Source organism: Streptomyces canus, from assembly GCF_001514145.1.
GTDB classification, from domain to species: domain Bacteria; phylum Actinomycetota; class Actinomycetes; order Streptomycetales; family Streptomycetaceae; genus Streptomyces; species Streptomyces canus.
The window spans coordinates 860425-887081 of sequence record NZ_KQ948656.1 but is presented as its reverse complement, the minus strand read 5'-3'; the positions used below and the strand labels follow the sequence as shown (position 1 = coordinate 887081).

Sequence of the window (26657 nt, the reverse complement as noted above, 5' to 3'; positions counted from 1 at the left end):
GGGTGTCACCACGGCCCCCCTGCCCCCGCACGCCCGCCGTCATCAGCTTCCCAGCCGGTTCACCGCTGCCACCACGTGAGCCGTGCCGTCCTCCGCTCGGATGAGCGCGCCCACCGTCCGTGCCCGCTCCCGGTATCCGGTGTCCCGCGTCGCCCGGATGAGTGCCGCCCCCAGCGTGTCGGCGGTCAGGCGCCGCAACGGCAGGGCGCGCGGGGCCACGCCCAGCGCCACCAGCCTGGCCGCCCAGAAACTCTCGTCGAACTGGATCGGTACCGGGATCGCCGGTACTCCGGCGCGCAGGCCCGCCGCCGTCGTGCCCGCGCCCGCGTGGTGGACCACCGCCGCCAAGTGGGGGAAGAGCGCGGAGTGCGGCACCTCGTCGATGGTCAGCATGTCGTCGCCGGTCGCCGTCAGGCCCGCCCAGCCACGCTGGATCACACCGCGCAACCCGGCCCGGCGCAGGGCGCGCACGATCTCGGTGCTGACCCGGGCGGGGTCGGGCACGGTCGCGCTGCCCAGGCCCACGAAGACCGGGGGCGGGCCGGCCTCGATGAAGTCCCGTAGGCCGTCGGGGAGTGGTGCGTCGCCGTCGTACGGCCACCAGTAGCCTGCCACGTCGAGCCCGGACCGCCAGTCGCGAGGCCGGGCGACCACGCGCGGGCTGAATCCGTGCAGCACCGGCCAGCCCTGCCGTTCGCGGGCGCGCAGTGCCGCGGCCGGGCCCGTCGGCGGCAGGCCCAGCCGGGCCCGGACGGGTGGGAGGGCCGCGGCGAAGACCTGTTCCACCGCCAGGTTCAGGCCCACTCCGGCGATCCGGTTGCCGAGGGCGCCCCAGGAGCCGGTGCCCAGCATGGGTGGTGCGAACTCCCTGGTGGCCGCGAGGGGTTGGAGGTTGAGACCCAGGCTGGGCAGGCTCAGGCCCTCGGCGATGGCGTGGCCCAGCGGGGCCACCGATCCGGAGAGCAGAAGCGCGTCGCTGGCCCGGGCGGCGGCCACCAGGTCGTCGGCCATCTCCACCGCCAGCGTCCGCGCCATCGCGACCACCCGCGCCAGCTTGCCCACGCCGGTCGTACTGCGGTGCAGGGCCCGCCCGCGCGAGGACTCCAGCTCCGCGCGGGGGTCGACCGGCAGTGCGTGGAAGCCGATGCCGGCTCGCGCCGCCAGCGGTGCGAAGCGGCCGTGGGTCACCAGGGTGACCTCGTGTCCGGCCCGCGCCAGGCAGTGCCCCAGACCGGTGAACGGGGCCACATCGCCCCGGGAACCCGCTGTCATGATCGCTACCCGCACGACGGACAGTATGGCGCCGGCGGCCGTCGTCCCGCGCGAACGCCCTGTGCACACCGGCCAGTTCACTCCTGTCACAGCCGTTGACTTCACCCTCTCGGGACTCTAGCTTCGGCGCGCATGGTGTTCGAATCGCCGATCCTTGTTCGACATTTCGATCGGTTCGGTGCCCCCCCCCGCTAGAAGGAGCCGCATGTACCCCCCGCCGCGAAAGACCCGCAGAGGTCTCGCAGGACGTTTCAGAGCCGCCGCCGTCCGTGCTCTCGTCCTGGCCCTGACCGCCACTGCCGCGCTGCTCTTCGCCCAGCCGACCCTCGCGCAGGCCGCGACCAGCCGACAGACAGCGGTGCCCTCGGCGCCGATGGGCTGGGCGTCGTGGAACAGCTTCGCCGCGAAGATCGACTACTCCGTGATCAAGGCGCAGGTCGACGCGTTCGTCGCGTCCGGTCTCCCGGCGGCGGGATACAAGTACATCAACATCGACGAGGGCTGGTGGCAGGGCACTCGCGACAGCGCCGGGAACATCACGGTCGACGAGTCCGAGTGGCCCGGCGGCATGAAGGCCATCGCCGACTACATCCACGGCAAGGGCCTCAAGGCCGGCATCTACACCGACGCGGGCAAGGACGGCTGCGGCTACTACTACCCGACGGGCCGGCCCGCCGCCCCAGGCTCCGGCAGCGAGGGCCACTACGACCAGGACATGCTGCAGTTCTCCCAGTGGGGCTTCGACTTCGTGAAGGTCGACTGGTGCGGTGGTGACGCGGAGGGACTCGACGCGAAGACGACGTACCAGTCGATCAGCGACGCGATCGCCAGGGCCACCGCCACCACAGGCCGTCCGATGACCCTCTCGCTGTGCAACTGGGGCAGGCAGAACCCGTGGAACTGGGCCCCGGGGCAAGGCGCGATGTGGCGGACCAACGACGACATCATCCTCTACGGCAACAAGCCGTCGATGACGAACCTGCTGACCAACTTCGACCGGAACCTCCACCCCACGGCCCAGCACACCGGCTACTACAACGACCCGGACATGCTGATGGTCGGCATGGACGGCTTCAGCGCCGCCCAGAACCGCACCCACATGAACCTGTGGGCCATCTCCGGAGCCCCGCTCCTGGCCGGCAACAACCTGGCCACCATGACCACCGAGACCGCGAACATCCTCAAGAACCCCGAGGTCATCGGCGTCGACCAGGACCCACGCGGGCTCCAGGGCGTCAAGGTCGCCGAGGACACCACAGGGCTTCAGGTCTACGGCAAGGTCCTGTCCGGCACCGGAAACCGTGCCGTCGTCCTCCTCAACCGCACCTCCTCCGCCCAGAACATCACCGTCCGCTGGTCCGACCTCGGTCTGACCAACGCCAACGCGACCGTCCGTGACCTGTGGGCGCGCGCCAACGTCGGCTCGTACGGCACGGGTTACACCACGAGCGTCCCGGCGGGCGGTTCGGTGATGCTCACGGTCACCGGCGGCACGGAAGCGGCGAGCAGCACGTACACAGGCACCTCGAGCTTCACCGGAGTGGTCGCCGGAAACACCGGGATCAAGACCGTCGACGTCGCCTACACCAACAACACCTCGGCGGCCCGCACCGCGACCCTCCAGGTCAACGGCCAGGGCACGACCACGGTCTCCTTCCCGCCCACCGGCTCCTCCCAGGGCACCGTCTCGGTCCAGGTCGGCCTGTCCAAGGGCGCCTCGAACACGCTGACCTTCACCGGCGCCCCCACCCTGGCCGACATCACGGTCCGCCCGCTGCCCGGCACCAACAGCACCCTCGCCGTCGGCACCCAGTCCGGTCGCTGCCTGGACATCTACGACAACACCCTCACCAACGGCACCCAGGCCGAACTGTGGGACTGCAACGGCGGCCAGAACCAGCAGTGGACGTACACCTCGCGCAAGGAACTCGTGGTGTACGGAAACAAGTGTCTGGACGCCTACAACCTCGGCACGACCAACGGCACCAAGGTCGTGATCTGGGACTGCAACGGCCAGAACAACCAGAAGTGGAACGTGAACAGCGACGGCACCCTCACCAACGTCAACGCCGGTCTCTGCCTGGACGCCTACGGTGCGGGCACGGCCAACGGGACCCAGATGGTCCTGTGGTCGTGCGGCGGCCAGGCCAACCAGAAGTGGACGCTGAACTGATCTAGCCCTGCCGGGCGGCGGTCACCGCCGCGTCGACGGTCTGCTCCAGCAGCGTGGCGATGGTCATCGGACCGACCCCGCCCGGCACCGGCGTGATCAGCGAGGCCCGCTCCACCGCGGAGTCGAAGTCGACGTCACCGACGTTCCCGGAGTTGTACCCGGCGTCGACGACGACCGCGCCGGGCTTGATGTCCTGGCCCCGGATCAACCGGGGCCGGCCCACCGCGGCCACCACGATGTCCGCCTCCCGTACGGCCGCCGACAGGTCCGCCGTACGGGAGTGGCAGTAGGTCACCGTGGCGTCCCGGGCGAGCAGCAGCATGCCGGCCGGCTTGCCGAGGATCGCGCTGCGGCCCACGACCACGGCGCGCTTGCCGGCCGGGTCGACGTCGTACTCGTCGAGCAGCCGCATGATGCCGCCGGGTGTGCACGACACGAAGCCCGGAAGTCCGAAACTCATCGTCGCGAAGGACGCGAAGGTGACGCCGTCGACGTCCTTCTCCGGAGCGATCGCCTCGAACGCCGCCCGCTCGTCGATGTGCGGGCCCATCGGGTGCTGGAGCAGGATGCCGTGCACGGTGGGGTCGGCCGACAACTCCCGCAGCGTGCCGACGAGTTCCTCGGTGGTCGTGGCCGCGGGCAGCTCCACGTGCCGCGACTCGATACCCGCCTTGCGGCAGCGGTTGCGCTTCATACGGACGTAGGTGACGGAGGCGGGATCCTCGCCGACCAGCACCGTCGCGAGACAGGGCGCCCGTCCGGTGCGCTCGGTGAGGTCGGCCGCCCGCTTGGCGGTCTCGTCGAGAATGCGCCCGGCGAGCGCGGTGCCGTCCATGAGCCGTGCCTGAGACATGATCCACTCCTGAGTCGATCGAAGGAATCGCCCAGGCGCACGGCATCTAGTGTGCGGACCGCTCCCCGGTGGTGCTCCACCTCAGCGCCAGTCACGGTCCGTACCTCAGATTAGCCGACGCGCTACGGCGGTCACGCCCCGCTCTCCTGCGGCGGAGCCGTCGGATCGGCCCCCGCGAGGAAGCCGGCCGCCTGGGCGTGGACGTGGTCGGCGCCGATCGCCCCGGCCCAGCGGACGATCTCCCGTGCCAGCGCGGTCGCCCCGGCCTCGTCACCCGTGTCGCGGGCCAGGACCGCGAGGAGCATCTGCTGGGTGAGCACGCCGGGGACCATCCCGGCCCGAGCGCCCAGGGCGGTGGCCCGCCGCCAGCGCTCCAGGGCACCGTCGTGATCGCCGGCGTCGTGGTCGTGGTCGCCGAGATGCCGCAGCGCCTCCCGGACCAGCAGATCGTCGCCGCCCGACTCACCGGCGCCCAGGGCGGCCTCGTAGTGGGCGGGGGCGGCCGTACGCTCGGCGAAGAGGTTGTCGGCGATCAGCCCCAGGTACATCGATGCCCAGCCGCGCCGCACCTCGTCCGGGGCGTCCTCGCGCAGGGCCTGAGCGTCGCGCCGGAGGCCGGCGAGCGCCTCGGGGTCCTTGCCCTCGGGGCCGGGCCGGAAGATGCCCTCGCTGCGCAGCAGCCGGAAGTAGGCGTGCCGCAGCCGGACGAAGGCGAGATCCCAGTCGGCGCCCGTCGACTCCTTCTCCGCGTGCTCGGCACGGCCGGCGGTGAGGTCCGTACCGCCGAACCAGTCGCTCTGAAGGGCGACCTCGGCCGCCGCGAGAGCGAGCCGGGCGCGGTCCCCGGCGGTGTCACAGGTCGTCGCGTCCAGGAGGCGCAGTGCCCGGTCCCACCGTCCCGCCAGCGACAACTCTCGTGCGGAGGCGAGGAGTTCGTCGAATTCGACGGTTGTGCCCGTGGTGTTCGTCATGACAGGGGAAGGTAGTCAGACGAAAAACCATCCACAAGAAAACCATTGCAGGGGGCGGGTAATGCGGGACTCGGTCGACCGGCACGTCGAGGTGTGGGCGAAGGAACTCGACTGGATGGACCCCGTCAAGGAGGCGATCTTCGCGCGGCTGGCCATCCTGGCCCGGTACGCGTCACAGGCCCGCCGCGACACCCTCGACTCCGACGGACTGCGCAACTGGCAGTACAAGGTGCTGCTGACCCTGCGCCGGCTCGGCCCGCCGTACACCGGGAGCCCCTCGCTCCTCGCCGACCACCTCGGACTGACCCGGGGAGCTCTGTCGGCCCGGCTGGCGCCGCTGGAGGACGCCGGGCTGATCGTCCGGACGCACGAGGACGACGACCGGCGACGGGTGCGGGTCCGGCTCACCGAAGCCGGGCACGCCGCGTTCGAACAGCAGGTCGCCTCGGAGGAAGCGGGTGAGCTCGCGCTGCTCTCGGCACTCAGCCCGGCAGAGCGGCGAACACTCGCGGACCTGCTGCGGAAGCTGGTCGTGGCCGCCGAGTCCTCCCCGGACGAGCCGAGAAGGCCCAGGTCATCCGTGATGTGACGGGGCCCTCCCGGCTCTGGTTCCTACTCGTCCCAGGCCTCGATGATGATCTGCTCCGAGATCTTGCCGTCGCGCAGGGTGACCATCGACTCCGACAGGACGCGCATGCCGTCCGAGTACTGGCAGGACTCGCTGTAGGCCGCGCGATCGCCCTGGACCACGCACCCTTCCAGCTTGTGGGTCATGTCGCGGCTGTAGACGTCGGTCAGCATCGCGCCGATCTCGTCACGGCCGTGCAGGACCTTGGGGTTGCTGGGTGTGGCGTTCCGGTTGACGAGGCGTATTTCCGCGTCGTCCGCGTACAGAGACAGAAGCGTCTCCGCGGTGTGTCCTTCGACGCCCTGGCGCAGGATGTCGGTGTCGAAGCCGGGTCGTGCCGCGGTGCCCATGATGACCTCCTTCGAAGGCCCCGGCCGACAAGGAGCGGGCCGTAGGGCCTCTTTCTTCGAGACTCCTCCGCCCCGGCGGCCACGGCAAGCGCAGGCCGGGCGCTCCGCCTGACGGGTGAGCGGCGCCGGGCGGCCGTGTCGGCGGGGACGCCGCCCGCGTTGCTGCAGACATGATCCCAACTCGACGTATCGTCGCCGCCGTCGGTCTCGCCGTCGGCGTCACCGGCCTCACCGCCCCCCTCGCGAACGCGGCCGACGTGGGCGCCCCGGACGCCGGGCGGCTCAGCCCGATCGCCGTGATCGACTCGCTCGCGGTGAGTGACATCCCCGCGGAGCACCAGGACGAGATCCCGAGTGTCTCCGAGCAGCTGGCGGCGCTCAACCAGGTCAAGAAGCTGAACCAGTTGCACCAGGTCACCGACCTCGTCGCCCCCGTCACGGGGCTGCTGCCGGGCGTCGGAGGCTGAGTCTCCCGCACGGACGCCGAGGGCCGCCCGGACGACCGGGCGGCCCTCGGCGTGTGCACCTGGCCGCGGCGCCGCGGACGCCTCTCAGCCGGCGGTCGCCAGGAACTGGGTGGCGGCCAGCTCCGCGTACAACGGATCTCCGGCGACCAGTTCCCGATGCGTCCCCACCGCGCGGACTCGTCCCGCGTCCATGACCACGATCCGGTCCGCCATCGTCACCGTGGACAGCCGATGCGCGACCACCAGGACCGTGGTCGTACGTGCCACATCCGCCACGGTGTCCCGCAGCGCCGCCTCGTTCACCGCGTCCAACTGGGACGTGGCCTCGTCGAGCAGCAACAGCCGGGGCCGCCGCAGCAACGCCCGAGCGATCGCCACCCGCTGCCGTTCCCCACCCGACAACTTGGTTCCCCGGTGCCCGACCAGCGTCTCCAACCCCTTGGGCAACCTGGCCACCAGACCGTCGAGCCGCGTCGTCTTCAGCACGCGGCCCACCGCACCCTCGTCCGCGTCCGGATTCCCGAGCAGCAGATTCTCCCGCAGCGACCCCGACAGCACGGGCGCGTCCTGCTCCACGTAGCCGATCGCGGACCGGAGTTGCGGAAGGTCCCACTCCGAGAGGTCCCGTCCGTCCAGCGTGACGACCCCGGCCTCGGGATCGTAGAACCGCTCGATCAACGAGAACACCGTCGTCTTCCCCGCCCCCGACGGCCCGACGAACGCCGTCATCCCCCGCGCGGGCACATCGAAGGTCACCCCGTGGTGGACGTACGGCAGATCGTCGGCATACCGGAACCGGACGTCCGAGAAGGCGACGGAAGCCGGCTCCGCCCCGTCGGTGGGCAACGGCGCGGGCTGAGCGGCCGGTTCGGCGGGCAGCCGTAGCGCCTCCTGGATACGGGCGAGCGCCGCGGCTCCCGTCTGGTACTGCGTGATCGCCCCGACGACCTGCTGGATCGGCGACATCAGATAGAAGACGTACAGCAGGAACGCGACCAGGGTGCCGACGTCGATCGCTCCGGTCGCGACCCGTGCTCCGCCCACCGCGAGCACCGTGATGAACGCGATCTGCATCGCGAGCCCGGCCGTATTGCCCGCCGCCGCCGACCACTTGGCGGCCCGCACGCTCTGCCGCCACGACTCCTCGGCCGCCGCGTGCAGCGTCCGTTCCTCGCGGTGCTCGGCGCCCGACGCCTTGACCGTGCGCAGCGCGCCGAGAATGCGTTCCAGCGAGGCGCCCATCACACCGACCGCGTCCTGCGCCTGCCGGCTCGCCCGGTTGATGCGGGGCACGATCACCCCGAGGACCGTGCCCGCGGCCAGGATCACCGCCAGCGTGACGCCCAGCAGCACCGGATCGACGAGGCCCATCATCACGACGGTCGCGACCAGCGTGAGCCCGCCGGTGCCCAGGCCCACGAGCGAGTCGGTGGTGACCTCGCGCAGCAGGGTGGTGTCCGAGGTGATCCGGGCCATCAGGTCGCCGGGTTCGGTGCGGTCCACGGCCGCGATGCGCAGTCGCAGCAGATACGACGACAGCTCGCGCCGCGCGCCGAGCACGACGGACTCCGCGGTGCGCCGCAGCACGTACGAACCCAGTCCGCCCATCGCCGCGTTGGTGATCACCAGTCCTGACATGACGAACAACGCGCCGGTGATCGTGCGGTCGTGGGACAGGTCGTCGATCAACTCCCGGGCCACCAGCGGCAGCAGCAGACCGGTGGCGCCCGTGAGCAGCGAGAGAACGGCACCCGCCAGCAGGGTCCACCGGTGCGGCCGTACGTATCCGAGGAGCAGCCGCCAGGTCGGCGGGCCGGTCTCCGTCTCGGTGATGCTCACGGTGCTCCTTCGGGCCCGACGGCGTGCGGAGCCTTCAGGCTACGTCGGTGAGTGCGGCCAGGGACGCGTCGAGGTCGGTGGCCTGTGGCCGGTGGCCGGTGGTGCGGCCGTTTTCCCGACAGGGTGGTCATGCCGCAGGAGTTGGTGAGTGCCGAGAAGACCAGGCCCGCCCGCGATACCCGCGCACAGGGCGCCCTCCCGCCGGCGCACCGCGTCCCCGCGGGCGTGGGTGGCCGGCGTGGGCACGGCGGGGATGCTGCCACCACCGCCGTTCGCGCCGAGCGCCAGACGGGGTACCGGGTGCCACGCGGCGCGGCGCGGGGAGGGGCCGCCGGGGGGCGCGGAGCCGTTCGCCGAGGAGTGGGCACGAGACGAACCCGGCGAGCCGCCCGCCCCGGTATGCCTGTCGGAGTCGCTCTCAGCGGCGAGCGAGCCGTCCGTCGCCGCAAGTGCGCCGTGGCCGCCGTGCTCCTCTCCCCGCGAGAACCCCGAGGTCAATTACCCCCGGGGCGTATTTGCGCCGTGGGAATCGGTGCCGTTACTGATCAGTCGCGCGTAGGGTCGGAGGGACGTACACCGGGCGACAGAAGGGGTCAGGGCCATGGCGCAGGAGGTACGCGGAGTGATCGCACCCGGCAAGGACGAGCCGGTGCGGGTGGAGACGATCGTCGTGCCGGACCCGGGGCCGGGCGAGGCCGTCGTCCAGGTACAGGCCTGCGGGGTCTGTCACACCGACCTGCACTACAAGCAGGGCGGGATCAACGACGACTTCCCCTTCCTGCTGGGCCACGAGGCCGCCGGCGTGGTGGAGTCGGTCGGCGAGGGGGTGACCGACGTCGCGCCCGGCGACTTCGTGATCCTCAACTGGCGTGCAGTGTGCGGGAACTGCCGCGCCTGTCTGCGCGGGCGGCCCTGGTACTGCTTCAACACGCACAACGCGAAGCAGAAAATGACCCTCACCGACGGCACCGAGCTCTCGCCCGCCCTCGGCATCGGCGCCTTCGCCGAGAAGACGCTGGTCGCAGCGGGACAGTGCACCAAGGTCGACCCCTCCGTCTCGGCGGCGGTCGCGGGGCTGCTGGGCTGCGGAGTGATGGCCGGCATCGGTGCCGCGATCAACACCGGACAGGTCGGCCGGGGCGACACCGTCGCCGTCATCGGCTGCGGTGGCGTCGGCGACGCGGCGATCGCCGGATCGAACCTCGCGGGCGCGGCGAAGATCATCGCCGTCGACATCGACGACCGGAAGCTGGAGAAGGCCCGCACGATGGGCGCCACGCACACCGTCAACTCGAAGGACGCGGATCCGGTCGAGGCGATCCGTGAACTGACCGGCGGCTTCGGCGCCGACGTCGTCATCGAGGCGGTCGGCCGCCCCGAGACGTACAAACAGGCCTTCTACGCCCGCGACCTCGCCGGCACGGTCGTCCTCGTCGGCGTGCCCACCCCCGAGATGAAGCTGGAGCTGCCGCTCCTCGACGTCTTCGGCCGCGGTGGCGCGCTCAAGTCGTCCTGGTACGGCGACTGCCTGCCCTCCCGCGACTTCCCCATGCTGATCGACCTGCATCTGCAAGGCCGCCTGGACCTGGAGGCGTTCGTGACCGAGACCATTCAACTCGACGAGGTGGAGAAGGCGTTCGAGCGCATGCACCACGGCGACGTCCTGCGCTCGGTGGTGGTGCTCTGATGGCCGCCCGCATCGAACGCCTCGTCACCTCCGGGCAGTTCAGCCTCGACGGCGGCACCTGGGACGTCGACAACAACGTCTGGATCGTCGGTGACGACCACGAGGCGATCGTCATCGACGCCGCCCACGACGCCGATGCCATCGTCGAAGCCGTGGGCGACCGCCGGCTGACCGCGATCGTCTGCACCCACGCCCACAACGACCACATCGACGCCGCGCCCGCCCTCGCCGACCGCACCGGCGCCACGATCTGGCTGCACCCCGACGACCTGCCGCTGTGGAAGCAGACCCACCCCGACCGCGACCCCGACGGCCACCTGCGCGACGGCCAGGTCATCGAGGCCGCGGGCGCCGACCTCCGGGTCCTGCACACCCCCGGGCACGCACCGGGCGCGGTCTGCCTCTACGACCCGGGCCTCGCCACCGTCTTCACCGGCGACACCCTGTTCCAGGGCGGCCCCGGCGCCACCGGCCGCTCCTGGTCCCACTTCCCGACGATCATCGACTCGATCCGCGACCGGCTGCTGGCCCTGCCACCCGAGACGAAGGTCCTCACCGGCCACGGAGACCCGACGACGATCGGCGCCGAGGCTCCGCACCTCCAGGAATGGATCGACCGCGGCCACTGACGCCGATCGGGTGACCCGCCCGTAAATCACGACAGAGGTTGTCCGGCTTCCCGGTCATGCTCGAAGAGACATCGGGCACAACGAGAGGTCGGACATGTCACAGCCGCTGCAGGGCAAGGTCGCGCTGGTCGCCGGAGCGACCCGGGGAGCGGGGCGCGGGATCGCGGTGGAACTCGGAGCGGCGGGCGCCACCGTGTACGTCACCGGACGCAGCACCCGCGCCCGCCGCTCCGAGTACGACCGCCCCGAGACCATCGAGGACACCGCCGACCTCGTCACCGAGGCCGGCGGCCAGGGCATCGCCGTACCCACCGACCACCTGGACCCGGCGCAGGTCCGCACGCTCGTCGACCGGGTGGCCGACGAGCAGGGCCGTCTCGACATCCTGGTCAACGACATCTGGGGCGGCGAACACCTCTTCGAGTGGGACAGCCCGGTGTGGGAGCACGACCTCGACAACGGCCTGCGCCTGCTCAGGCTCGCGATCGAGACGCACGCGATCACCAACCACCACGCCCTGCCCCTGCTGCTGCGCCGGCCCGGCGGCCTGGTCGTCGAGATGACCGACGGAACCGACGCCTACAACCGCGAGAACTACCGCCTCTCCTTCTTCTACGACCTCGCCAAGACGTCCGTCATCCGGATGGCCTTCGCCCTGGGACATGAACTCGGCCCGCGCGGCGCGACCGCCGTCGCGCTCACTCCGGGCTGGCTGCGCTCGGAGATGATGCTCGACAACTTCGGGGTGCGGGAGGACAACTGGCGCGACGCCCTCGACCGCGTCCCCCACTTCGCCATCTCGGAGACCCCGCACTACGTGGGCCGCGCCGTCGCCGCGCTGGCCGCCGACCCCGACGTCGCCCGCTGGAACGGCGAGTCCCTCGACAGCGGCTCGCTCGCCCGGACGTACGGCTTCACGGACCTCGACGGCAGCCGTCCCGACGCCTGGCGCTACATGGTCGAGGTGCAGGACGCGGGAAAGTCGGCCGACACGACGGGTTACCGCTAGATCAAGGGGGGTGCACCGGCGGCAGGAAGCGCGCGGTGAGGTACTACCTTCGCCCTCATGACGCACACCAAGCGCTTTGAGGGACACGGAGTTCTCGTCACGGGCGCCGCCCGCGGCATCGGTGCGGCGACGGCCCGCCGTCTCGCCGAGGAGGGAGCCGCGGTCCTGCTGACCGACCGGGACGGGACGGTCGTGGAGCGGACGGCCGCGCGCCTGCGTGCAGAGGGTCTTCCCGCACAGGCCCTGGAGTGCGACGTGGCGGACCGCCCGGCCGTCGAGGCGGCCGTCGCCCACGCCGTCGACGCGTTCGGCTCGCTCGACGTCCTGGTCAACTGTGCCGCACGGTGCACCCCGGAGACCCCGCTCTTCGAGGACGACTCCGACGAGGAGTGGGCGCGTGACCTGGACATCACCCTGAGCGGCCCCTACCGCTGCTCGCGCGCCGCGCTGCCGCACCTGGTCACCTCCGGTCGCGGTGCCATCGTCAACATCGGCTCCGTCAACGGCCTGCAGGACTTCGGCAACCACGCCTACAGCGCCGCGAAGGCGGGCCTCGGCTCCCTGACCCGCACCCTCGCCGGGCACGCGGCCGGCCGCGGCGTACGTGTCAACCTGGTCGTCCCGGGCACGGTCCGCACCTCCGCATGGGAAGGGCGCGAGGCCGAGCTCACCGAGATGCAACGGCTGTACCCCCTCGGCCGGGTCGGTGACCCCGAGGACATCGCGGCAGCCGTCGCCTTCCTCGCCTCCCGCGACGCGGCGTGGATCACCGGCACCACGCTGGTCGTCGACGGCGGCCTCACCGCGGTCAACACCGGCTTCCACGCGGCGGTCCATCCGGACCGGGGCGCTCCGTCGTGAGCTTTGTCACCGTTTCGTCCCAGCGCGCCACGCGGTACAACGGTCAGGCGCGCACACCCGTCTAGATGGCAGGGATCGCAGGACCTTATGAAGGGGACAGGACCATGGGGGACATACGCAGACGGGGTGCCGTCGCACTCGGGATCACCGGACTCGTCGCACCGCTGACCATCGCGCTGGGCGCCGCGCCCGCGCAGGCGGCGAGCTGCACCACGCAGGCGGGGCCGTACCAGAAGAAGGTGGAGAAGTTCCTGGGCCGCCCGGTCGACGGCAGGCAGTCCACCGCCGACTGCAAGGCGATCAAGGCCTTCCAGACCAAGCACGGCATCACACCGAACATCGGCTACGCCGGATCCGTCACCTGGGGCGTGATGGACCTGATGAACAAGCAGAAGGCCGTCGGCTCGGACCCCAACAAGGACGGCAAGTGCCCGGTGAACAAGGGCCGGATCGCCTGCGTGAACCTCACCCTCCAGCTGAGCTGGATCCAGGACGGCGACACGCTCGTCTACGGCCCCGTCCCGGTCCGCACCGGCCGCAACGGCTACGAGACCCGCACCGGCCTGAAGAAGATCTACTGGCGCGACAAGAACCACGTCTCGTCGATCTACAACGTCCCCATGCCCTACAGCCAGTTCTTCGACGGCGGCCAGGCCTTCCACTCGGTGAACCTCAGCATGTGGAACCCGCCGGGCTCCCACGGGTGCACCAACATGACCCCCAAGGACGCCAAGAAGTACTGGTCGCTGCTGAAGAAGGGCGACGACGTCTTCGTGTACGGCCGCAAGCCGGGCACCTGAGACACCAGGCGCCCGGCGCGACGACAGCGTCACGCGTCAGGAGCGTCCCCGAAGTCCGGGATCTCCAGCCTGGCCCCGCCCTGCCGCGCGGAGTCGTGCGCGATGACGCCCGGCAGGGTGTAACGGGCCGCCACCCAGGCGTTCACCGACGGCAGGGTGCGGGTGTTCACGGCGGTCACGAAGTCGTCCACCAGGAAGTGGTGGCTGCCCTCGTGGCCGTTGTGCAGGTTGTCGAACTCCCGCGGCAGTCGCGCCCGGTCGTGCACCGGCGCCGACCCGGACGTGAACGCGGCCCGCAGGTCCGGCGCGATGTGCTGGAGTGACGGGTCGTCAGGAGCCATGGTCGGCTTGGGCTCCAGGAGCTCGCTGATGTCCTTCACACCCTTCTTGTCCTGCCAGAGGGCGACCGTGGCGAGCTGCTCCATGCTCGCCTCGGTCCCGAAGAACCGGAAACGCGACTCCCGGATGTGGGAGGGATAGCCCACCCGCCGGAACTCGTTGGTACGGAACGACCCGCCGCCCGCCACCTCGAACAGCGCGGTCGCGTTGGAGAAGTCATTGCCGAACTGGCTGACCTCCTTGTCGAACACGCCGTCGCCGCGGTCGTCGACGACACCGATCGCCGACACGCTCACCGCGTGTGTCTGCCAGGCACCGAGCACCCCGCCGACCGCGTGCGTGGGGTAGAGCAGCGGGGGATAGCTGGCGGTCTCCTTCCACTTCTCGCCGCCGCTGTACTGGTACGCCTCGTAGAACCCGAGGTCCATGTCGTGGACGTAGTCGCCCTCGGCGTAGAAGAGCCGCCCGAAGGCGCCCTTGGCGATCTGGTTGCGGGCGTGCACGGTCGCCGGGTTGTACTGGCTGGTCTCGCCCATCATGTACGTCAGCCCGGTCGCCCGGACCGCGTCGATGATCGCTGCTATCTCCTCCGTGGTGATGGCCATGGGCACCGCGGAGTACACGTGCTTGCCGGCGTTCAGGCCCTGGAGCACCAGGGGGCCGTGCGTCCAGCGCTGGGTGAAGATCGCGACCGCGTCGACCTCCTTCGACTCCAGCATGGCTTCGTACGTGGGGAAGGTGCCGGCCAGTCCCTGCGCCGCGGCGAGCTGCTCGGCCCGTTCGGGCAGCAGATCGGTGACGTAGACGTCGCCGACACCGGGGTGGGCCTGGAACAGCGTGGCGAACTGGCCGGAGAACTGGCCGGCGCCGACGATGCCGAGGGAGAACGTCATGACGTGCGTGTCCTTCACTGGTCGCGAGATCACTGCGAGAGGATCAGGTTGATCTGGTCGTTGGTCTGGTCGAGGCTGGTCACGGACTTGCCGTTGCCGAAGATGTCCTGCATGGCGGGATGCATCAACGCGAACACGTCCGCGGCGTAGTTGGTGATGGGGTAGGAGAAGGTCGTGAAGTCCTTCTTGTCGGCGACCGGCTCGGTGAAGGCCGTGACGTCGATCCCCTTCTTCTTGTACGCGGCCACGGCGGCCGCGGTGCCGTCAGGGGTGGCGGGGAACACGATGCCGTAGCTGCCCACCGTCTTCTGGCACTCGTTTGAGGACAGGTACTTCACCCACTTGCGGGCGCCGTCCTTGTTGCGGGCGTTCTTGGTGATGGAGTCGGCGAGGCCGTTCATCATGGTGGCGCGCTTGCCGGTGGGGCCTTCGGGTGTGACGGCGGTGCGCATGTCGAGGCCCTTGAACCCCGCGTACGTCGAGATCATCCAGGCCCCGTCGAAGGCTGTGGCCGCCTTTCCCGCCGCGACCTGGGTGTTGGCCTGGTTGGACTGGGAGTTGTAGTCGGTGAAGGGCGCCATGTAGCCCTTCTTCGCCAGCCCGAAGTACCACTTGATGGCGGACTGGAAGGCGGGGCTGTCGTACTGGTACTTCGTGCCCCATCGCTTCTTGTCGGTGTAGCTCCAGCCTGCGGAGGCGGTGAAGTTGCTCCATTGGGTCTGGCCGTCGCCGTCGCCGCCACCGTTGGTGGCGAGGCCGTACACCTTGACGTTGTTCTTGTCGAAGCCCGGCTCGTCGCCCCGCTTGCCGTTCTTGTCGACGGTGAGGTGGGCGACGGCCTTCTCGAAGGTGCCGCCGTCCTTGGGGTTCCAGGCCAGCTCGTTCAGCTGGGCCGGTGTGAGCCCGGCCGCGTCGGTCATCTTCTTGTTGTAGAAGAGGGCGACGGTGTCCCAGTCCTTGGGGGCGCCGTAGCGGTGGCCGTCCTGGCCCATCCAGTTGGCCGCAAGACCGGGCTGGTAGGCGGAATCGTCGACGCCCAGGTCGTCGAGGGGTTCGAGGACCTTCAGGTCGGCGAACTGGCCGAACTTCTGGATGTGGTCGGTGAACACGTCCGGCTCGGTGCCCGCGATGAAGCTCGCGGTGAGCTTGGTCCAGTAGTCGTCCCAGCCCAACTGGGTGATCTTCACGTGCAGTCCGGGGTTCTGCTGCTCGAAGTCCTTGGCGCAGGCCTGGTAGGCGGGCTGCTGGTTGGAGTCCCACAGCCAGTACGTCACCGTCTTCGAGGAGGACCCGGCGGAGCCGCTCTCCGCGCACCCCGTCAGACAGAGGGCCAGTGCGCCGGCCAGTGCGGTCAGCGTACGAAGTCGCATCACGAGTCCCTCACTTGATCCCGGTGAAGCTGATGGTGGACACGATGCGGCGCGCGAAGAAGCCGAACAGCACCAGCATCGGCAGCGCGGCGATGAGCGTCGCCGCCATGAGGCCCGACCAGTCGACGCCGGACTGCGGGGTCTGCGCGCGGAAGATGGCCAGTGCGACGGTCAGCACGCGTGAGTTGTCGCTGTAGGACACCATCAGCGGCCAGAAGTAGTCGTTCCAGGACGTGATGTACGTCAGCACGGCCAGGGTGAGGACCGGTGTGGAGGCCATCGGCAGCAGCACCCGGAAGAAGATCCGCACCTTCCCCGCACCGTCCAGCAGGGCGGCCTCCTCGACCTCGCGGGGCACGTTCATGAAGAACTGCCTCAGGAAGAACACCGCGAACGGCGTCATGAACATCGTCGGCAGCGCGATGCCCAACAGGTTGTCGATCAGGCCGAGTTCCTTGATGAGCACGAAGTTCGGCAGCAGCGTGAAGATGGTCGGCACCATCAGCCCGGCCAGGAACAGCGCGAACACCTTGTCGCGACCCCGCCAGCGCAGCCGGGCGAAGGCGTACGCGGCCATCGCCGAGAAGAAGATCTGACAGACGGTCACCAGGGTGGAGACGATGACCGAGTTGAGCAGATAGCGCCAGAACTTCAGTCCGCCGCCCGCGCCGCCCTGCGCGATCGCGTCCTTCGTGGACTCCAGGCCCAGGGCGCGGGCGAACCCGGTACCGGTCGGGTTCACCGGCAGTGGGTCGGACGCGTGGGCGGCGAGGCCGGAGTTGGTGGACAGCGCGGTGCGCAGGATCCAGTAGAACGGGAGCAGCGTCACGAGCACGATCGCGCCCATCGCCGTCCAGGCCAGGATCCGGCCGGGGGAGAGGGGACGGCGCCCGGTGGGCCGTACGCGTGTCGTCGTGGTGGTGGTCACGGCAGCCATGTCGACTCCTTCCGGATCAGCCGAGATCGGTCTGGCCGGCCCGGGTGAGCCGGTACTGCAGGACGGTGATCGCGCTCAGCACCACCAGGAGGGCTACGGACATCGCGGACGCGTAGCCGAACTGGAAGCGCCCGAAGGCCGATTGGTAGATGTAGAACTGGAGCACATTGGTGGCGTTCGCCGGACCGCCCGCGGTCGTCACGGCGACCGTGTCGAACACCTGGAACGAACCGATCACCGTCATGATCAGAACCACCGCCAGGACCGGCCGCAGCAACGGCATGGTGATCCGCCAGAACATCCGCCACTCGCTCGCGCCGTCCACCTTCGCCGCCTCGTACATGTCGTTCGGGATGGCCATGAGCCCCGCGAACAGCAGCAGAGCGGTGTAGCCGACGTGCCGCCACACGTTGATGAGGGCGATCGTCGGGATCGCCCAGGTCTCGTCCGCGAGGAAGGGGATGCGGTCGAAGCCGAGCCCGGCGATGATCTCGTTGCCGATGCCGAGCTGGTTGTCGAGGATCCACAGCCAGACCAGGCCCGCGACGACGTTCGACATCAGATACGGCGTGAGCACGATGCCGCGCAGCACCGCCGACTGGGTCAGGCGCTGCAACAGGACGGCGATGGCGAGGGCCGACACCGTCTGGACCCCGATGTTGATGACCACGTACTCGACGGTGACCTTCAGCGACTCCCAGAAGATGGGGTCGTGGATCATCCTGTCGTAGTTGGCGAGACCCACCCACTCCGCCGGAGTCAGCAGGTTGAAGCGGGTGAAGCTCAGATAGATGCCCCGCAGCGTCGGCCAGAGCAGGAAGACCACGAAGCCCACCAGGGCCGGGGCGATGAACACCGCGGCCAGGCGCCCGTCGCCCCCGCTCGACCCGCCTGAGCCCCGGTCCGTGCTCGGTTTGGTCCGTGCCCCCTCGCCGCCGCTGAGCGGCAGACGCGACGGAGGGCTGCTGGAGGCGATGGTCATCGGGAGACTCCCTCGTCTTCGGTGGCTCGTCCTCGGCCACTTACTTTTGTCGCGGAAGAATCCATGCGTCAAGGGGCCTGCGAACATCTTTTCAGGGCCGCCATGGACGCCGTAGCATGGTCACGTTGCTTTTATGGCGAAAGAAATCATGTGGGAGTCTGACCTTCATGACCGCAGTTGCCGCCAGCTGGCTACCCCTGAGCACCGGCGAGCGCTCGGTGGCGATCGAGGTGCTCGTCCACGGCCCGCTGTCGCGCACCGACCTCGCCCGCCGCCTCGACCTCTCCGCGGGCAGCCTCACCCGGCTGACCAAACCGCTCATCGAGTCGGGCCTGCTGGTCGAGGTCCCCGAGGCGGGCACCTCGGCCGAAGTGCGCCAGGGTCGCCCCTCGCAGCCCCTCGACGTGGTCGCCGAGTCCCGGTCCTTCATCGGCTTCAAGATCACCGAGGACATGGTCTACGGCGTCGTCACCACACTCAGGAGTGAGATCGTCGCCCGCCACGACCGGCCCCTGGTCAGTCACGACCCCTCCGAAGTCGCCGACCTGCTCGCGGAGATGACCGCCGAGTTGGCCCGCGGTTATCCGCGTCTGGCCGGTATCGGCATCGGGGTCGGCGGCTTCGTCCAGGAGCGTGCCGTGGTCGGCGAGTCCCCGTTCCTGCACTGGCGGGACGTCCCCCTCGGCGAACTCGTCGAGGACCGCACGGGGTTGCCGGTGGTCGTCGAGAACGACGTCGCCGCCCTCGTCGAGGCCGAGACCTGGTTCGGCGCCGGCCGCGGCCTCGACCGCTTCGTCGTCCTCACCATCGGCGCCGGCATCGGCTATGGCCTGGTCCTGGGCGGCCGGCGCGTCCCCTATGCCGAGGAGGACCGGGGCTTCGGACGGCACTGGATCATCGACCCCAACGGGCCCCTCACGCCCGACGGCAACCGCGGCAGCGCCGTCTCCTTGCTCACCATCCCCAACATCCGCTACCAGGTGCAGGCCGCCACCGGCCGCGACCACACCTACGACGAGATCCTCGCCCTCGCCGCGGCCGGCGACTCCATGCCCGCCCGCGTGATCGACGAGGCCGGGCGCGCCCTCGGTGTCCTGGTCGCCCAGATCGCCAACTTCGCCATGCCGCAGAAGATCATGCTCGCCGGAGAGGGCGTCGGTCTGATGGACGTGGCGGGCAAGACCGTGGAGGACGCGATCCGCGCTCACCGCCATCCCCTGGCAAGCCCGGTCGACCTGGAGACCAGGGTGTCCGACTTCCACGACTGGGCCCGCGGGGCCGCCGTGCTGGCGATCCAGGTGCTGGTCCTGGGTGTGGCCGAAGTGTGAACTGGGTCACGCCTCTTGACATTGCGCGCCTTGACAGGAGGACGTGATCAGTAACACGGTCCGATATGCCCTTTTCTGATGCGATTACTCACGGCGCCTTCACTTCGACGGCCGTATGCTTCACACCATGTCCACCACTGTTGAACCCGTGACCGATCGATCGGCCGACGAGGTCAACGAGGAGATCCGGGCCCTGTGGCGCCGGGCGGGCGGGACACTGAGCGGCGAGCAGCGTGAGGAATACCAACGCCTCGTCCTGGAGTGGGCCGCCGCCGCTCCGCAGCCGGTCCGGGCGGCCTGACCCCGGCGATCGACGCGGGGCATCACCGCCCCGTCCCTGGGCACCCCTGACGGGATGGGCCCTCTCCTCGCACTGGCCTCAGCGGTCTGCTACGGCATCGTCGACTTCACCGGCGGTCTGCTGTCCCGTCGTGCCCACTTCGCCGCCGTCACCGTCCTCGGACAGGTGGGCGGCCTGCTGCTCGCCACCGCCGCCGCACTCCTCTTTCCCGCCGACGTCGTACGCCCCGCCGACCTCCTGTGGGGCGCTCTCTCCGGTGTCGGAAGCGGCGCCGCCATGCACTTCCTCAACCGCGGTCTCAGTCACGGCGCGATGAGCGTGGTCGTGCCCGTCAGCGCCGTCACCGGGGTCGGCCTCTCCGTCGTGTGCGGAGTGCTGCTGGGTGACCGGCCGACCGCCGTGGCCTGGTGGGGGATCGCCCTGTCGGTGCCCGCCCTCTGGATGGTCTGCGGCGGCGGTGCGGACGGCGGCGGAGGAGTCCCCGACGGGTTGCCGGCCAGTGCCGGCGTCGCGCTCCAGTACATCGCCCTCGCCCAGGCCGGTGCCGCCGGCGGACTGTGGCCGGTGGCCGCGGGGCGGGTGGCCGCCGTACTCGTCCTGCTCCCCGCGGTGGCACGAAATCCTCGGCGTCTGCGTCTGCCTCCCGTGCGAGCGGCACAGGCGGTGCTGGTGGGAGCGGGCGCGGCCCTCGGGCTGCTGCTCCATCTGCTCGCCGCCCAGCGGCAGCTGCTGGCCGTCGCCGTCGTCCTGGCCTCCCGCTACCCGGCCCTCCCCGTGATCCTCGGACTCGTCCTGCTGCACGAGAGGCTGAGCCGGAAGCAGGTGGTGGGCCTCGCCGGGGCGGGGGTCGCCACGGTCCTGCTGAGTCCGGGATGAGGAAGGACGGGACTCAGCCCCAAGTCGCCGAGTAATACCGCTGATACGCCTTGCGGTCCTGTTCCGAGCGGATGTACCGCGTCGCCACCAGCGCGATCAGGCTTCCCCCGACGACCAGCAGACCGGGCCCGACATTCCGGGTGTCCGTGAGCCGGCTCAGCAGGGGCGTGCCCTGTGCCCCCTCCACCGCCGCCGAGGAACCGGGAGAGGCCGCACCGGGAGCGATCGACCCCTGCGCCTGCGTCGCGGTGGCCGAAGGAGCGGGAGACGCCCCGCCGGCGGCGGCCGGGTTAGACACGATCAACTGCATGCCGAGGTCCGTCAGCGCCTTCGTCACCGGCTGGAAGAACGTCGTACCTCCCTGGGTGCAGTCACCGCTGCCGCCCGAGGTGATGCCGAGCGCGATCCCCTCGGAGAACATCGGACCGCCGCTGTCCCCGGGTTCGGCACACACGTTCGTCTCGATCAGCCCGGTGACCGTGCCCTCCGGGTAGTTCACCGTCGCGTTGACCGCCGTCACCTGACCGTCGCGCAGCCCGCTCGTGCTGCCGCTGCGGAACACCCGCTGCCCGATGGACGGATCGCCCGCGCCGGTGATCTGCACGCCCTTGCCGTTGCCGATGAACACGACACCGGCTCCGTCGCCAGCCTTCCCGTTGGCGTACTGCACCAGCGAGAAGTCGTTGCCCGGGAAGCTCTGGGTGACCGTCTTGCCGAGCTGGTTGTTGCCCCCGGTGTCCGCGAACCAGGTCGAACCGGTGGGACCGCAGTGACCGGCCGTGAGGATGAAGTCGCTCTGACCGTTGGTCACGTTGAAGCCCGCCGAGCAGCGTCCGCCGGTCGACAGGATCGGCTGGGCCCCGTTCAGGCGGGGAGTGAAGGTGCCGTCGGTGCGCTCCATGCGGACGAAGCCGCCGATACCGTTTGCGACCTCCGTCATGGCGGACCAGTCGGACGCCGAGACCGTGCTGTCCCCCTGCACCACTACCTGGTTGGTCCGGTAGTCCATGGACCAGGCGGTCCCGGCGACCCGCGGCGCGGAACGCAGCGTCTTCGTCGCCGACTTGAGCTCGTCCATGCTGTGCCCGACGACCTTCGCCCGGGCACCCGCCTGGCGCACCTCGGCGGCCGCCTGCTCGTCGGTGACCGCGACGACCGGCTTGCCGTCGGTGCCGATCCAGGTGCCGGCCGTACGCGAGGAACCGAGCCGCGACACCAGATCCGCCCCCGTCTGCCCGGCCTCCATGGCGTAGGTGTGCGGCACGGCGGTGATGAGGGGAGTCTCGCTCGCGACGGCGCGCGTGACCATCGCACCTCCCAGGAGGAGTCCGCCGACTGCCGCCAGCCGTGTCACTCGCCGGACGACCCGTCGTCGTGCGTGCCTCATGCATGGCTCCCGAACCCGAAAATGCGGTATCTGCACCGCAGGGCCCTCCGGTCGTTGAGTGCCCTCCTTGCATACGTGGCCGGGGCCGGGCGCGTTCACGACAGCCGGTGATCCTGTGCCGCAGGATCCTCCTGAGACGTCTCAACCAGCCATGCGCAGGGCTGGGTTGGCCACATTCCCGCGCATCCGGGCCCGGCTCGGGGCGGCGATGTTGCTGAACTTGTACAAGGACTACCGGGGGCCGGCCGATGGTGCTGGTGCGGATCAACCTGCGGCACACCTGATGCCCTCAACCCCCAAGAAGGCGGCTGTTCGTTGGTCAAGCGGAGCTTGAAGCGGCTCCTTGTTTCACGGGAACGAGGGTCAGATACGCCAGGCCCATGACGCCGCGATAACCCCGGAGCCACATACTGCGATGGCGATCCACACGGTCGCGGGTCTCCTTCGCCAGGGGGTGATCGGGATGGGCGGCGAGCCATTCCTCGACGTCGGACTGATAGGCGGACTCGAAGTGATCCCATTCGTCAGGGTTTGCGGACTCGATCCAGGCAGGGCGAAAGCCCGCGGCGACGGCCAGGTCGACGAGACCGCAGAGGTCGTGGAACTCGGAGGCTGAGGCTTCCGGCCACATGGCCGACAACTCGCTCGGAACAGGTGGACGCTGCCAGAAGCCCTCGCCGAGAAGGACACGGCCGCCGGGCTTCACCAGGCGGCGAAGGGCGTGCAGCGCAGCGCTGGTGTGCTCCGGTGGCTGGGCGTCACTGAGAGCGTGGCTGGCGCTGAAGCACAGAACGATGTCGGCGGGGCCTCGGGCAGTGCCGGCAGCGGACTCACGGACGAAGTCGACGCGGTCGGTCAGCCCCCGCATCTCGGCGTTGGTGCGTCCGCGGGCGAGGTCGTCCTCATTCAGGTCGATACCGACGCCGGTCGCGCCGGGCATGGCCTCGAGGAGGCGGAGCATGAACTCCCCCCAGCCACAACCTATATCGAGCACCGTAGCTGGGGCGGTCGGGCCAACTCCGTCGGCGAGCTGACGGATCAACCTGGCGGCCCGGTCCTCGGAGAGAGGGCCGTGGAAGGTGAGGCGGGTCAGCCGCGGCGGGGCATCGGTGTCATCCATGATCCGGACAGTAGGGACGGGCAGCTGTCGATGCCACCGGTTTACTGTGGGGCCAGGCGGGCGAGTGACGACAGCCTCGGGCTACCCGACATGACGAGTTCACCTTCAGTAGTGCCCCTCGCTACCCGAAGTAGCGCCGGGGCCACGCTGTTCAGAATGACTAGACTTCCGTCATGGATGACACGCAGCTGGAGCGGCTCGGCGCGGGCAAGTATCTGCTGCTCACCAGTTTTCGCAAGAACGGCACCCCGGTCGCCACGCCCGTGTGGGTGGTTCGCGACGGGGACACACTCGGCGTGTGGTCGGCCGCGGACGCCTGGAAGGTGAAGCGGATCCGGGCCCGCGCGGACGTCCTCGTCGGCCCCTGTGACCTGCGCGGCAACCCGACCGGCGACCAGATCCCGGCCACGGCGGAGATCTGCGACGCGGCGACCACCGCCCGCTACCGACAGCTCCTGGCCCGGAAGTACGGCATCGTCGGCCGGCTCTCGCTCTTCGGCAGCAGGCTGCGCCGCGGAGTGGACGGGACGGTCGGGATCCGCGTGACCTTGTGACGAACGGGGCCCGGTCGGACCGGGCCCCGCACAAAGGGTCATCGTGCAGTGTCGTACGGGATCGGGCTCACGGCCCGTCGTACGACCGGTTGCTCACGGCCGCTCGAGCACCGTCCCCGTCAGCACCGGCTTGTCGGGCAGCGGCTCGGCGTTGTTGTCGGTCAGCGCGACGCGCATCGACTCGGTCGGCTCGGCCACCTGGTCCTGGACCGTCGGAACGATGAAGTCCGCGCTGGTGCTCCCCGGGGGAATGTTCAGCCACACCCACAGGTTCGCGTCGGACAGCCGCCGCTCCGGGTCGGGCACGTCACCGGACCAGTCCTGGAGCCACTGCGGGTCGACGTCCTTGGTGGACAGCTCGGTGCCCTCGGTGACCGGAAGCACCCGGATCGGCTGCCAGATGTCGACGGCCGTGGGCGCGTCCACGGACATCCGCCAGGTCAGCGTCTCTCCCTCGGTCACCCGGTCCGCGACCGGCGTCAGGGTGATCACCGGCTCGGGGTCGTCGTTCTCAGCGGTGACCCCGCCCCGGTGCTTGCCGACGACGGCGTTGTGGACGGCCTTGACGGCGATGTCGTACTCCACGTCGTAGCCGTAGTCCGTGTCGCCCTTCACCTCGACCGGTACGTCGATCGCGTGGCTGCCGGGCCGTACGGTCACGAGCCTGGTCTCGGCCCGGCCGCTGTCCGGCTCGAGGACGTACACGCGGACCTGGCCGCTGCCGTGCCCGGAGATCTCGACCGGGATCCGGTAGGTGCGGGTGCCCGAGTCGCCCTCCTTGACGATCGTGCGGCCCACGTCGACCCGCGGCAGTGCGGCCGCCTTCGCCGCCGGAGTGCCCGGCGCCCAGCCCCAGGCGTCCATCAGCCAGGCCCGCCCGGTCTGCGAACGGGGCGTCAGCTCAAGGGACGTGACGTGCCGGAGATCGAGCCCGGCCCGGGTGGCGGCCGACAGCGGGACGCGCAGCTCCTGAGCCCAGTAGGACGCGGTGCTCGCGGAGCCGGGGAGCCCGTCCACCTTGACCGAGCCCAGCGTCACCCGACGGTCGGAGGAGTCGGTGACGGACACGTCGAACTTCGTGCCGGACGTGTTCGGCGGTACGAAGACCCGGAGCGCGAGCTTCTGGGAGTCGCGCAGGGAGAGCGGCTTGGCCGGGGTGATACGCGCGGCCGTGCCCGGCGCGGACCACGTCAGGTCCACCGCGCTGCGGCCGGTCTCCTTTTCCGTCTCCCACGACGCGAAGTGCGGTGACGAGCCGGGGGTCTCCGGGTCCAGACAGGCCACGGCCGGGTCGGGGTCGATCGCCGAACACAGCCGGGCGCCGGTCACCTTCGCCCCGCCGTCCGGCAGGAAACCACCGCTGCGGCGGCCGCCGACCGCGTGGGTCAGCACCCGGGCCGGGTCCGCGGACGGGGCCCGCTTGCCGGAACCGTCGAGCAGCGGACGTACCCGGTCGTCCCCGGCGAGGAAGAGCCGGGCCGCGGCGGCGATGTACGTGGAGCCCGCCTTGTGCTGCTGGGCGGCGGTCAGCCGGGTCGCGGCACCCGGGGAGCACACCGGGTCCGGCTGCTCGGGGTCGGTCCAGAAGTCGTCCGAGGCCGGCGCCTCGGCCTCACCCGGGGTCCACTCGCTGTTGAAGTAGTTGTGGTTGGCGCCGACGATGTAGACCGCGCTGTGCAGCGCGGTGCCCCGGCTGACGCCGCGGGTCCCGTCGACGAAGTCCTCGCCCTGGAGGTCCGACACATCGCCGTCGCAGCCGGGCAGGAGCGTCACGTTCGGCACGTCGGCGACCGGATTCTGGCCGAAGATCGTCGGTCCGACGAGCACGGTCCCGCGCACCTTCCAGCGCACCGGGCCCTGGTAGCCGTCCTCGGCGGCGGGCGGCGGGTAGAGGCTGTCCATGGCGGCCCGGTTGACGCCCTCGCCGCCGCGCGAGTGGCCCACGAGCAGGACCCGGGAGAGGTCGGCCTTCGCGGCCTCGCGCACCACGGCCGGGGCGGTGGAGCGGTGAGCGGTCCAGTCGGCCCAGCGGGCCAGGTGCTGCCGTACCAGCGAGGAACGCGCCTGCGCGCCGGCGTCCTCGGCCTGCCAGTCCTGGGCGTTGATGCCGTTCGCCGAGATCGACACCGTCACATAGCCCTGGGAGGCCAGCAGTTGCTGGTCGGCCAGGTAGCCCTTGTCGCTGGGGATCGGCTTGTAGCCGTCCGCACAGGGCCAGTCGCCGGTGATGTCGTCCTCGGTGCCCGGCTTGTAGCAGGTGCTGTGGCGGCCGTGCAGGAACAGCGCGAGCGGCCGGCTGCCGGTGGCATTCTTCGGCGCCACCACCTGGGCACGCATCTCGATCGGGGTGGCGTAGCCCGGCAGGCGCACGGGGTCGAGATCGTACTCACCGGTGACGGTGCGGTACGAGCCGGGTCTGCCCGGATCGACGTCGTTCGCCGGAGCCTGCGCGGGCACCCGCGCCCCGCGCGGGCCGGATGTGTGTGTGTCATCGGCCGCCGCGTCCAACCGGCGCCCCGCGGCCGTCACTTGAAGATCCGACAGCTGTGCGGGCCGCGCCTCGTCGAGGGCGAGCCGGAAGGTCCGCCCGTCCCTCGCCGGCTTCGGCACCCCGAGCAGCCGGTCCCCGGTCCGGAACTCGACGCGCGCGTCTCCCATGGGCACGGCTTTCGGCGCACGCCAGACCAGCTCACGCGCCCCGCTCTTGCCGTCGATCCGCCACCCGGGCGGAAGCGAGTTGTCGTTTGTCGCGCTCAACAGCCTCGACTCGGGCGGCTGTTCAGCCTGTGCCAGTCCCGGCGAGCCCGCCAGGGCCGCCAGCACCGCCACGGCGGTCACACATATTCGCCGGGCACGGATCAATGGTTCTCTCCTCAAAACCCCGTGCGCAGACGTCCCGTCGGTCCCGGGCGCCTCTCGCGTCACCTAGGACGGGGGAGGGGCGTCTGTGGGTTGTCTGTGAGCAGACGCCGATCGCGGACGAGCGACGCGATCAAGCCAGTGCGGCCGTGGGGACTAGCGGATCCCCGGG

24 protein-coding genes and 1 riboswitch are annotated in these 26657 nt (G+C 70.3%); of the genes, 12 read left to right on the top strand and 12 right to left on the bottom strand.

Features of this window, described 5'->3' with window-relative positions; all coding sequences use genetic code 11:
* Positions 1 to 42: 42 nt before the first annotated feature.
* Positions 43 to 1272, bottom strand: coding sequence for a glycosyltransferase (locus tag AQJ46_RS03960; protein ID WP_059204422.1), 1230 nt, complete (start codon positions 1270 to 1272; stop codon positions 43 to 45).
* A 205-nt stretch (positions 1273 to 1477) separates the two neighbouring features.
* Between AQJ46_RS03960 and AQJ46_RS03955 the strand changes: the two genes are divergently transcribed.
* Positions 1478 to 3445 carry an RICIN domain-containing protein gene (locus AQJ46_RS03955; RefSeq protein ID WP_107117194.1) on the top strand — a complete coding sequence of 656 codons (1968 nt, stop codon included), beginning with the start codon at positions 1478 to 1480 and terminating at the stop codon, positions 3443 to 3445.
* A 1-nt stretch (position 3446) separates the two neighbouring features.
* Here AQJ46_RS03955 and AQJ46_RS03950 read toward each other — a convergent pair whose 3' ends face one another.
* Both AQJ46_RS03950 and AQJ46_RS03945 read right to left on the bottom strand, forming a co-directional pair.
* Entirely contained in the window at positions 3447 to 4298 is an 852-nt protein-coding gene (locus tag AQJ46_RS03950; protein ID WP_059204206.1) for a bifunctional 5,10-methylenetetrahydrofolate dehydrogenase/5,10-methenyltetrahydrofolate cyclohydrolase, read from the bottom strand.
* Positions 4299 to 4320: 22 nt separating this feature from the next.
* Positions 4321 to 4403: riboswitch (ZMP/ZTP riboswitch) on the bottom strand.
* A 26-nt stretch (positions 4404 to 4429) separates the two neighbouring features.
* Positions 4430 to 5269 carry a hypothetical protein gene (locus AQJ46_RS03945; RefSeq protein ID WP_059204205.1) on the bottom strand — a complete coding sequence of 280 codons (840 nt, stop codon included), beginning with the start codon at positions 5267 to 5269 and terminating at the stop codon, positions 4430 to 4432.
* Between the two features lie 61 nt (positions 5270 to 5330).
* On the opposite strand from AQJ46_RS03945, the gene AQJ46_RS03940 reads away from it, so the two are divergent.
* Complete coding sequence (locus tag AQJ46_RS03940) at positions 5331 to 5858, top strand: MarR family winged helix-turn-helix transcriptional regulator (RefSeq protein WP_059204204.1); 528 nt, start codon at positions 5331 to 5333, stop codon at positions 5856 to 5858.
* A 23-nt stretch (positions 5859 to 5881) separates the two neighbouring features.
* On the opposite strand, the gene AQJ46_RS03935 is transcribed toward AQJ46_RS03940, so the two are convergent.
* Positions 5882 to 6247, bottom strand: coding sequence for a nuclear transport factor 2 family protein (locus AQJ46_RS03935; RefSeq protein WP_059204203.1), 366 nt, complete (start codon positions 6245 to 6247; stop codon positions 5882 to 5884).
* 170 nt (positions 6248 to 6417) lie between these two features.
* Here AQJ46_RS03935 and AQJ46_RS03930 point away from each other — a divergent pair, with 170 nt between their 5' ends.
* Positions 6418 to 6714, top strand: a complete 297-nt coding sequence (locus tag AQJ46_RS03930) for a hypothetical protein (protein ID WP_059204202.1) — start codon at positions 6418 to 6420, stop codon at positions 6712 to 6714.
* A gap of 84 nt (positions 6715 to 6798) precedes the next feature.
* Here AQJ46_RS03930 and AQJ46_RS03925 read toward each other — a convergent pair whose 3' ends face one another.
* Positions 6799 to 8553 (bottom strand): ABC transporter ATP-binding protein, encoded by a 1755-nt coding sequence (locus AQJ46_RS03925; protein WP_059204201.1) that lies wholly within the window; start codon positions 8551 to 8553, stop codon positions 6799 to 6801.
* 601 nt (positions 8554 to 9154) lie between these two features.
* Here AQJ46_RS03925 and AQJ46_RS03920 point away from each other — a divergent pair.
* The 5 genes from AQJ46_RS03920 (at position 9155) to AQJ46_RS03900 (ending at position 13539) form a co-directional block, all read left to right on the top strand.
* Positions 9155 to 10240, top strand: a complete 1086-nt coding sequence (locus tag AQJ46_RS03920; RefSeq protein WP_059204200.1) for an S-(hydroxymethyl)mycothiol dehydrogenase — start codon at positions 9155 to 9157, stop codon at positions 10238 to 10240.
* Positions 10240 to 10869: an MBL fold metallo-hydrolase gene (locus tag AQJ46_RS03915; protein ID WP_059204199.1), complete on the top strand. Its 630-nt coding sequence runs from the start codon at positions 10240 to 10242 to the stop codon at positions 10867 to 10869. Before AQJ46_RS03920 ends, AQJ46_RS03915 begins: the two co-directional genes overlap by 1 nt.
* A gap of 94 nt (positions 10870 to 10963) precedes the next feature.
* Positions 10964 to 11878 carry an SDR family oxidoreductase gene (locus tag AQJ46_RS03910; protein ID WP_059204198.1) on the top strand — a complete coding sequence of 305 codons (915 nt, stop codon included), beginning with the start codon at positions 10964 to 10966 and terminating at the stop codon, positions 11876 to 11878.
* A 57-nt stretch (positions 11879 to 11935) separates the two neighbouring features.
* Entirely contained in the window at positions 11936 to 12739 is an 804-nt protein-coding gene (locus tag AQJ46_RS03905; protein WP_059204197.1) for an SDR family NAD(P)-dependent oxidoreductase, read from the top strand.
* Between the two features lie 104 nt (positions 12740 to 12843).
* Positions 12844 to 13539, top strand: a complete 696-nt coding sequence (locus tag AQJ46_RS03900) for a L,D-transpeptidase family protein (RefSeq protein WP_057613020.1) — start codon at positions 12844 to 12846, stop codon at positions 13537 to 13539.
* Positions 13540 to 13568: 29 nt separating this feature from the next.
* Here the strand turns inward: AQJ46_RS03900 and AQJ46_RS03895 are convergent, their stop codons facing one another.
* Genes AQJ46_RS03895 through AQJ46_RS03880 form a run of 4 tightly spaced genes read right to left on the bottom strand, consistent with a single transcriptional unit; the run spans position 13569 to position 18060 of the window.
* Entirely contained in the window at positions 13569 to 14771 is a 1203-nt protein-coding gene (locus AQJ46_RS03895; RefSeq protein WP_059204196.1) for a Gfo/Idh/MocA family protein, read from the bottom strand.
* 29 nt (positions 14772 to 14800) lie between these two features.
* Positions 14801 to 16141, bottom strand: coding sequence for an ABC transporter substrate-binding protein (locus tag AQJ46_RS03890; RefSeq protein WP_059204195.1), 1341 nt, complete (start codon positions 16139 to 16141; stop codon positions 14801 to 14803).
* Positions 16142 to 16151: 10 nt separating this feature from the next.
* Positions 16152 to 17078 (bottom strand): carbohydrate ABC transporter permease, encoded by a 927-nt coding sequence (locus AQJ46_RS03885; RefSeq protein ID WP_059204194.1) that lies wholly within the window; start codon positions 17076 to 17078, stop codon positions 16152 to 16154.
* 16 nt (positions 17079 to 17094) lie between these two features.
* Entirely contained in the window at positions 17095 to 18060 is a 966-nt protein-coding gene (locus AQJ46_RS03880) for a carbohydrate ABC transporter permease (RefSeq protein WP_059204193.1), read from the bottom strand.
* A 167-nt stretch (positions 18061 to 18227) separates the two neighbouring features.
* Here AQJ46_RS03880 and AQJ46_RS03875 point away from each other — a divergent pair, with 167 nt between their 5' ends.
* From AQJ46_RS03875 to AQJ46_RS03865, 3 genes are all read left to right on the top strand, one after another.
* Positions 18228 to 19388, top strand: coding sequence for an ROK family transcriptional regulator (locus AQJ46_RS03875; RefSeq protein ID WP_059204192.1), 1161 nt, complete (start codon positions 18228 to 18230; stop codon positions 19386 to 19388).
* Positions 19389 to 19503: 115 nt separating this feature from the next.
* Positions 19504 to 19689: a hypothetical protein gene (locus AQJ46_RS03870; protein ID WP_007386663.1), complete on the top strand. Its 186-nt coding sequence runs from the start codon at positions 19504 to 19506 to the stop codon at positions 19687 to 19689.
* A gap of 54 nt (positions 19690 to 19743) precedes the next feature.
* Positions 19744 to 20565: an EamA family transporter gene (locus tag AQJ46_RS03865; protein ID WP_059204191.1), complete on the top strand. Its 822-nt coding sequence runs from the start codon at positions 19744 to 19746 to the stop codon at positions 20563 to 20565.
* A gap of 13 nt (positions 20566 to 20578) precedes the next feature.
* On the opposite strand, the gene AQJ46_RS03860 is transcribed toward AQJ46_RS03865, so the two are convergent.
* Together AQJ46_RS03860 and AQJ46_RS03855 are read right to left on the bottom strand one after the other, a co-directional pair.
* A complete protein-coding gene (locus AQJ46_RS03860) occupies positions 20579 to 21952 on the bottom strand; it encodes a S1 family peptidase (RefSeq protein ID WP_059204190.1) in 1374 nt (457 codons plus the stop codon).
* Positions 21953 to 22271: 319 nt separating this feature from the next.
* Positions 22272 to 23072 (bottom strand): SAM-dependent methyltransferase, encoded by an 801-nt coding sequence (locus AQJ46_RS03855; RefSeq protein ID WP_079072098.1) that lies wholly within the window; start codon positions 23070 to 23072, stop codon positions 22272 to 22274.
* 173 nt (positions 23073 to 23245) lie between these two features.
* Here AQJ46_RS03855 and AQJ46_RS03850 point away from each other — a divergent pair, with 173 nt between their 5' ends.
* Positions 23246 to 23626 (top strand): PPOX class F420-dependent oxidoreductase, encoded by a 381-nt coding sequence (locus AQJ46_RS03850; protein ID WP_057613028.1) that lies wholly within the window; start codon positions 23246 to 23248, stop codon positions 23624 to 23626.
* Between the two features lie 93 nt (positions 23627 to 23719).
* Here AQJ46_RS03850 and AQJ46_RS03845 read toward each other — a convergent pair whose 3' ends face one another.
* On the bottom strand, positions 23720 to 26488 hold the full coding sequence (locus tag AQJ46_RS03845; RefSeq protein WP_059204188.1) for an alpha/beta hydrolase: 2769 nt from the start codon (positions 26486 to 26488) through the stop codon (positions 23720 to 23722).
* Positions 26489 to 26657 lie beyond the last annotated feature (169 nt).